The sequence below is a fragment of the Streptomyces sp. NPDC057253 genome, from assembly GCF_042669125.1.
In the GTDB taxonomy this organism is placed as follows: Bacteria; Actinomycetota; Actinomycetes; order Streptomycetales; family Streptomycetaceae; genus Streptomyces.
The window spans coordinates 44,881-52,754 of the sequence record NZ_JBHUXV010000070.1 but is presented as its reverse complement, the minus strand read 5'-3'; the positions used below and the strand labels follow the sequence as shown (position 1 = coordinate 52,754).

Annotated in this window: 7 protein-coding genes; all 7 read right to left on the bottom strand. The window is 73.2% G+C overall.

Annotation, left to right across the window (positions count from 1 at the left end; all coding sequences use genetic code 11):
- Positions 1-211, bottom strand: a 211-nt coding sequence (locus tag ACFULQ_RS31200) for a biotin carboxylase N-terminal domain-containing protein (RefSeq protein WP_383550382.1), incomplete at its 3' end; no start/stop codon positions are given.
- Between the two features lie 39 nt (positions 212-250).
- A complete protein-coding gene (locus tag ACFULQ_RS31195) occupies positions 251-529 on the bottom strand; it encodes an acyl-CoA carboxylase subunit epsilon (RefSeq protein WP_383550380.1) in 279 nt (92 codons plus the stop codon).
- Between the two features lie 16 nt (positions 530-545).
- Positions 546-2,111 (bottom strand): acyl-CoA carboxylase subunit beta, encoded by a 1,566-nt coding sequence (locus ACFULQ_RS31190; protein WP_383550378.1) that lies wholly within the window; start codon positions 2,109-2,111, stop codon positions 546-548.
- 56 nt (positions 2,112-2,167) lie between these two features.
- Complete coding sequence (gene fabD / locus ACFULQ_RS31185; RefSeq protein ID WP_383550376.1) at positions 2,168-3,136, bottom strand: ACP S-malonyltransferase; 969 nt, start codon at positions 3,134-3,136, stop codon at positions 2,168-2,170.
- Complete coding sequence (locus tag ACFULQ_RS31180; protein WP_383550374.1) at positions 3,133-3,999, bottom strand: 4'-phosphopantetheinyl transferase family protein; 867 nt, start codon at positions 3,997-3,999, stop codon at positions 3,133-3,135. The genes fabD and ACFULQ_RS31180 overlap by 4 nt, the downstream gene beginning before the upstream one ends.
- A 41-nt stretch (positions 4,000-4,040) precedes the next feature.
- Entirely contained in the window at positions 4,041-5,495 is a 1,455-nt protein-coding gene (locus ACFULQ_RS31175; RefSeq protein WP_383550373.1) for an MFS transporter, read from the bottom strand.
- A 44-nt stretch (positions 5,496-5,539) separates the two neighbouring features.
- On the bottom strand, positions 5,540-7,873 hold the full coding sequence (locus ACFULQ_RS31170; RefSeq protein ID WP_383550371.1) for an SDR family oxidoreductase: 2,334 nt from the start codon (positions 7,871-7,873) through the stop codon (positions 5,540-5,542).
- Position 7,874: the final 1 nt, after the last annotated feature.

Here is a 7,874-nt window from a genome sequence, read left to right as displayed (position 1 = left end):
CCCGCGCCGCACCCAGGACCTTCTCGATGTCCAGATAGCTGGTGGCCGGGGTGTCACCGCCCAGGGCGAACGCCTCATCCGCGGCGCGGACATGCGACGCGTCCCGGTCCGGGTCGGCATACACGGCCACGCTCGCGATACCGGCATCCCGGCAGGCCCGGGCCACGCGGACAGCGATTTCGCCACGGTTGGCGATGAGCACCTTGCGCACGATGATCCATCCTTGCTCGGGGGGCGGTGGAGAGGGGGGTCAGCTCTGCAAGGGCCGTCGCGGGGAATCCCGCAGGTGTGCCGATCGCCAGCTGACGGGGCTGCTGTCCGTGTGGCGCGTCCCGGCCCGGCTCCAGCGCGGAGCAGGTGGCAGTCGTGCGTCGTCCGCGCAGGCGCCGTACGCGACGCGGTGCAGCAGTACGGCGGTGAGCGCCGCCAGTTCGGCGGGGCCCGCGGAGCCCCTCTCGACGCGGATCAGCGGTTCGCCGGAGGTGCTGGGACCGGTGAGTGAGGGGGCGGCGAAGGGTGCGATGGTCATTGCGGCGCTCCTGGGGTCACTGCGGCGGGTTGCCGTGCTTGCGGGAAGGGAGTTCGGCGTGCTTGGCACGGAGCATCGCCAGCGACCTGGTCAGCACCGCACGCGTCTGCCGTGGGTCGATGACGTCGTCGATCAGGCCGCGTTCGGCGGCGTAATAGGGGTGCATAAGCTCGGACTTGTACTCGTCGATCTTCTGCTGCCGGACCGCCTCCGGGTCGTCGGAGGCGTTGATCTCCCGACGGAAGATGACGCCCGCGGCACCCTCCGCGCCCATCACCGCGATCTCGTTGGTGGGCCACGCGAGGGCGAGGTCGGCTCCGATGGAACGGGAGTCCATGACGATGTACGCGCCGCCGTACGCCTTGCGCATGATCAGGGAGATACGCGGCACGGTGGCGTTGCAGTACGCGTAGAGCAGCTTGGCACCGCGCCGGATGATGCCGTTGTGCTCCTGGTCGACACCGGGCAGGAAGCCGGGGACGTCGACCAGGGTGACCAGCGGAATGTTGAAGGCGTCGCACAGCTGGACGAATCGGGCCGCCTTCTCCGAGGACTCGATGTCGAGCACGCCGGCCGTGGCGGCGGGCTGGTTGGCGACGATGCCGACGACGTGCCCGTCGAGGCGGGCGAACGCGACGACGATGTTGGGCGCCCAGACGGCGTGCACCTCGAAGTACTCGCCGTCGTCGACGATCTCCTCGATGACGGCCCGGACGTCGTAGGAGCGGTTGGCGTCGGCCGGGACGAGGTCAAGCAGGGCGTCCGTGGGCCGGTCCGCCGGGTCCTCCGTGGCGACGACCGGCGCGGTCTCCCGGTTGTTGGACGGCAGCAGCCCGAGGAGGAAGCGCACGTCCTCCAGGCAGCTCTCCTCGTCGTCGTAGGCGAAGTGCGCCACACCGCTCGTCGCGGCGTGCACGTCCGCGCCGCCGAGGCCGTTCTGGGTGATCTCCTCGCCGGTCACGGCTTTCACGACGTCCGGTCCGGTGATGAACATCTGCGAGGTGCCGCGGACCATGAACACGAAGTCGGTCAGCGCCGGCGAGTACGCCGCGCCGCCCGCGCACGGGCCGAGCATCACGCTGATCTGCGGGATGACCCCGGAGGCGCGGGTGTTGCGCTGGAAGATGCCGCCGTAGCCGGCGAGCGCGGTGACACCCTCCTGGATACGGGCGCCGGCACCGTCGTTGAGGCTCACGACGGGTGCGCCGGCCGCCTCGGCCATGTCCATGATCTTGTGGATCTTCTGGGCGTGCGCCTCGCCGAGCGCACCGCCGAAGATACGGAAGTCGTGGGCGTAGACGAACACGGTACGGCCGTCGACCGTCCCCCAGCCGGTGACGACTCCGTCCGTGTAGGGCTTCCTGGCCTCGAGTCCGAAGCTGGTCGCCCGGTGCCGGCGCAACGGCTCGACCTCGTTGAACGAGCCCTTGTCCAGGAGCAGTTCGATGCGTTCGCGGGCGGTCAGCTTGCCCTTGTCGTGCTGGCGTTCGGTGGCCGCGGGGTCCGGTCCCGCCAGGACCGATTCCTTGATCGCGGCCAGTTCGTCCAGGCGTTCCTGGACGATGTCCCCGCTGGCTGGCATGGTTCCCCTCCCTGATGTGGCGTGGTGTGCGGTGTGGCGTGGCGGCGGCGTCGCGGTCATCCGGCGGTGGCCGGGTGCCCGGCCGGGGCGAGCAGGTCGAGGGCCGTGGCGACATGGGGCGCGTCGTGAGTGGTGTGGACGGGCACGTCCGGTGCGATGCGGCGGCACAGGCCGCCGAGCACCTTGCCGGGGCCCACTTCGAGGATCCGGTCCGTCCCCTCGGCGGCGATCCGGGTCACCGACTCCGTCCAGCGCACGCGTCCCGTCAACTGACGCCGGAGGGTGTCGACGACCTGGCTCGCGCCGGTCAGCGGTGCCGCCGTCACCGCCGAGATCACGGGGACGGCCGGGTCCCGGAACTCCGTGTCCAGCAGGGCCCGGGTGAACTCCTCCTCCACGGGCGCCATGAGACTGCTGTGGAAGGGCGCGCCGACCTTCAGCGCGACAGCGCGCCCGGCCCCGGCGGCCCGCGCCGCCGTGATCAGTTCGTCGACCGCCGCCGCCTGTCCCGACACGACGGTCTGCGCGAACTCGTTGTCGTTGGCGACCTCGACGACCTGCCCGGTCCTCTCGCGCACGGCGGCGCAGAGGTCCTCCACGGTGCGCAGGTCGAGGCCCATGACCGCGGCCATCCGGCCGGGCACGCGGTCGTTGACGGCGGCCATGAGCCGGCCGCGCAGTCGGACCAGGCGCAGGGCGTCACGCCAGTCGAGGGCGTCGGCGGCGACCAGCGCCGCGTACTCCCCCAGGCTGTGTCCCGCCACCAGGGAGGGACGCACGCCGTGGCTCCGCAGTACGTCGAGGACGGCGACGCTGGTGAGCAGGATGGCGGGCTGGGTGATTGCGGTGTCGGCGAGGGCGTCGGCCGGGCCGTTCCAGCACAGGTCGGTGAGCGGGAGGCCGAGGAGTTCGTCCGCGGGCCGGTAGTAGGCGTCGAGGAGGTGTGGCCATCGGTCGGCCAGGTCCCGGCCCATGCCTGGGCGTTGTGAGCCCTGGCCCGGGAAGACGAAGGCTGTGGTGGTCATGTCGGTGTCTCCTTCATGGTCTGCCGCACGCCGGTGGCCCGGCTGGTGCAACGGCCTTCGGTGCGCCCGGGCATCGGGGCCACGACACGGGCGGCGGCGCCCTCGTACAGCCACTCCGCCGGGAGCGGGCGCACCGGCAAGGGCTCTGCGGGAGTGCCGAGGACGGCGACCGCTGCCGCGTGGGCGGGGCCGGCGAACAGGTCGAGGACCGTCCAGTGCGGGGGTCTGCGCCACGGTCCGGGGCCCGGCGTGCCGAGGTAGTCGGCGTGCGCCGGGCGCTCGAGGCCGGTGCCGATGCCCTTGAGGTAGGCCTCCTTGCGGGCCCACAGCTGTCCGAAGGCCGTGCCGCGCCGGTCCTGCGGCGTCTCTTCGAGTTCGGCGCGCTCACCGGGGTGCAGCAGGCGGACACAGGCCTCCGTGGCCGCCGCCGAGGGCGTGCGCTGGATGTCCACGCCGACCGGCGCGGTGGCGAGGGCGACCAGGGCCCGTCCGCTGCTGTGGGACAGGGAGAAGTGGAGCGCGGGTGAGAGGCCGGGTCGCAGGGCGGGCCTGCCGTGCGGCCGGCCGCATCCCGGGCAGGACTCACGGACGTACGACACGTCCTGGGGCGTCAGGCCCAGTGCGGCGGCGAGCAGCCGGCGCAGGGCGAGGTGGGCGGCGGTGTACAGCAGGGCGTCCCGGGGGCGCAGGAAGGCGTCGGCGCGGGTGCGCTCCTGGGCGTCGAGTTCGGCCACGGCCAGCCGGCCCGTGCCGTGCCTCGCCGGGTACCGCACCAGCCAGAGGTCGACGGCGACCCGGCCGTCATCCGCCGACCGCGGGGCGGAACCGGTGTCGTGCGCGGTGGAGTCGGTGGGCAGCGGCACGGCTCGGTCCTCCCTTCGGTCCCTGGCGGCGTGACGGTTCGTCATGGCGTGGTCGCTCCGGTGGTGCGTCGGGTCAGGAGGCCGGTGAGCGAGACGGCGAGGCCCGCGGTACCGACGGCGGTGACGAGCACAAGGGCCGGGTGGTAGCCGGCCAGGGCGGCCGCTGGGGACGCGCCGGGTGCCGTCCGGTGGGCCGACATCAGCGCCGCCACCAGGGCCGGCATCAGTACGGCACCGAACTGGACGGCCGTCTGGTAGACGCCGCTCGCGACGCCGGGCTCCGCCTCCGTGGCAGCCGCGAGGGCCTGGAGGTGCAGGGCGGCGAAGCACAGCACGAAGGCCGCGCCCAGCAGAAGCAGCGTGGGCAGGACGTCGGTCGCGTACCGCGTGGGCACCGTCGCTTCGAGGTAGAGGGCGTAGCCGAGCGGGGGCGCCAGGTACCCGACCGCGATCAGCCGGGCCGCGCCGAACCGCTGCACCATCCGCCCGGAGTACGCGGCAGTGAGGGCCAGCGGCAGGGCGGCGGGCAGCAGGGCCAGCCCGGTCCTGGCGGGCGACCAGCCGAGGAGCGTCTGGAGGTGGAAGGTGACGACGAACAGCAGGCCCAGATAGGAACCGTTGAGCGCGGCGGCGGCGAAGGCGGAGCGCCGCAGGGCCGGATGCCGGAGCACCCGCGGCGGCAGCAGTGGATGGGTGGCCCGCCGTTCCCTGGCCACGACCACGGCGGTCAGGACGGCGGCGAGCGTGAAGGCGCCGACGGTGCCGGGGGCGGTCCAGCCGTCTCCGGGCACGTGCCCGATGCCGTACACGAGGGCCAGCAGTGCGGCGGACAGGCTCAGGGCGGTGGGCAGTTCGTAGGGGCGGCCGCCGTCCGCGCCCCCCTTGCCGGGCTGTTCCGGCACGAGCCGCAGCCCGGCCACGAGCAGTACGGCGGCGACGGGCGCCGGGAAGGCGAACGTCCAGCGCCAGCTCACCTCGGTGAGCAGCCCGGAGAGGACCAGGCCGAGGGAGAAGCCGCTCGCCCCGAAGAGGCTGTAGACCGAGACGGCCCGGTTGCGGGCGGGACCCTCCGGGAACGTGCTGGTGATGATGGCCAGGCCGGTGGGGGCGGTGAGCGCCGCGCACACCCCCTTGACCACCCGGGTGGCGATCAGGAACCAGGCGGCGCCGGCGAGGGCCCCGGCCAGGGAGGCGACGGCGAAGACGGAGACGGCCGCGAGATACACCCGGCGCCTTCCGAGGCGTTCCACCAGCCGGGTGCCGAACAGGATCGTCGCCCCGAACCCGGCGGCGAAGCCGCTCATGACCCACTGGAGGGAGGTCGGGTCCGCGCCCAGGTCGCCACCGATGGCCGGCAGGGCGACCACGGCCACCGACACCTCCAGGGCGTCGATGAGCATGTTGCCCGCCAGCACCGTCAGCAGCGCCCACTGGCGCGGGCTCCACTGTCCGGTCCCCGTGCCGCCGGCGGCCGGGGCCGTGTTCGTCGCTCTCATCGTCCTGTCCCCCGTCTCGTCCTGGTTCCTTCGCCGCCTTCCGGTCAGCCGACGAGGGTGCCCCCGCTGGCGTCGACGAAGGCGCCGGTGATCCAGCGGGCGTCGTCGGACGCCAGCAGCGCCACGATGTCGCCGACGTCGCGCGGTTCGCCGACGCGGTTGAAGACCGACAGCTGGGCCATCTGCTCGACGACCTCGGGGATCCCGAAGACCGGGTTGTCGTTGCGGGTGATGCCCGGCGCGACGCTGTTGACGGTGATGCCGCGCGGGCCGAGGTGCTTGGCGAAATGGAGCGCGAGCATCTCGACGGCGCCCTTGCTCATCGCGTAGGCGATCTCCTGCGGGTTGGCCGTGCGGGTGAGACCCGTCGAGATGTTGATGATGCGACCTCCGTCGGGCATGATCGCCAGCGCGCGCTGGATGATGAAGAACGGCGCCTTGGCGTTCACCGCGACGATCCGGTCGAACAGCTCGGGGGTGGTGTCCTCCGGAGCCACACCGCCCATCACTCCGGCGTTGTTGACCAGGATGTTCAGGTCGGTGGTGCCGGTGCGCTCCTTGAGGCCCTGCTCCACGCCGAGGAACAGGTCGTGGACGTCGCCGGGGACGCCGAGTTCGGCCTGGACGGCGAAGGCCCGGCCGCCCTCCTTCTCGATGGTGCGGACGACGTCGTCGGCCGCCTCCTGGTTGCTGGTGTAGTGGACGGCGACGAGTGCTCCCTCGTCGGCCAGGCGCAGGGCCGTCGCCCGGCCGATGCCTCGGCTGGATCCCGTGACCAGTGCCGTCTTCCCGGTGAGCGTTCCCATCGTGGTCCTCCTGTGGTTGCCGTGGCCGGCGGTGGATGCCTGGGCCGGTGTGTGGGGTGCGGTGGTGGAAATCCCGGGCGTGGGAGCGCCCGGCGGGGTGCCGAACCAGCGGTGCAGGGCCGCCGTGAGACCGGTGGTGCCGCCCGACGCGGCCCAGGCGACGTAGCCGTCGGGCCGCAGCAGGACCGCGTCGGTGTCCGCGAGGTCCCCCGCGTCCCGGAGCCGGGCCGTGACGAGCGACAGCCGCTCGCCCCACGGCTCCGTCACGGCGGAGCGCTCCGCCGCGTGCCCGGGGTGCCCGGACAGGTCGAGCAGGACCCCGCGCCCGGCCCGCAGCAGCGCGGCCGGCGTGGCGTCACCGTCCGGTGTGGTCAGGGGCAGTGGGGGGAAGCGGCGGCCCAGCAGCGGATGCCCGGTGGCGGTGCCGTCGATGTCGTACGCGATGTCGAGCCCCGCGATCATCGAGGCGAGGTGGGCGCGGGCGGGCGGCAGCGAGGCCAGTTCGCCGAACACCTCGCGTACGGCCTCCACCTCGTCGCCGCCCAAAAGCAGCCTGGCCTGGGCCTTGATGTTGCCCAGGACCCTGCGGCCGACCGGGTGGCGTTCGCCGTGGTACGAGTCCAGCAGCGCGTCGCCCGCCCGGCCGGTCACCCGGGCGGCCAGCTTCCAGCCGAGGTTGACGGCGTCCTGGAGGGCCAGGTTGAGGGCCTGGCCGCCGATCGGCATCTGCCGGTGCGCCGCGTCCCCGGCCAGCAGGACGCGTCCCTTGCGGTAGGCGGTCACCTGACGGGAGGCGTCCCCGAAGGCGTTGACCCACAGCGGGGTGCCGTGGCCGATGTCCTCGCCGGTGACGCGGCGCCAGACGGCGGCGACCTCGGTGAAGTCGGGGTCCGTGGTGCGCGGCCGGGCGACGCCGCCGAACTCGTGCACCATGACGCGGGTGACGCCGTCGGGGCGGCGGGCCGCGATCGCCAGCCCGCGCGGCAGCCGCTCGAAACGCCGGTTGGGGATGTCGACGCCGGCCACGTCGGCCCGCACCAGCTCCCGTTCGGCGTCCGTCCCGGCGAAGTCGAAGCCCGCGAGGCGTCGTACGGCGCTCTGCTCGCCGTCGCACCCCACGACGTACTCGGCGCGGACCGTGACCGGCCCGTCGGGACCCGACAGTTCGGCCGTGACGTGATCGGCGGCGGCGGTCAGTCCGCGCAGTTCATGGCCGCGCAGCACCTTCGCGCCCAGGCCGGTGCCCCACTCCTGAAGCACCCGCTCGACCTCGGCCTGAAGGATCTTCCACTGCCCCGGATGGGAGCCGGGGAGGGTCAGGTCGAGCGGGATGCCGCCGAAGTGGCCCATCGGCTCGTTCGGTGGAGTGCCGAACCGTTCCAGCAGGCCCCGCGCGTCGAAGGTCTCCATCGTCCTGGCGTGCAGCGTGGAGGCCCGGGACTCCGTCGTGGGGGCCTTGAGGCGCTCCGCGACCAGTACCTCGGCGCCGCCGAGCCGCAGTTCCCCGGCGAGCATGAGGCCCGCGGGGCCGGCGCCGACGACGAGTACCTGGGTGCGCAGGGTGCCGGCCATG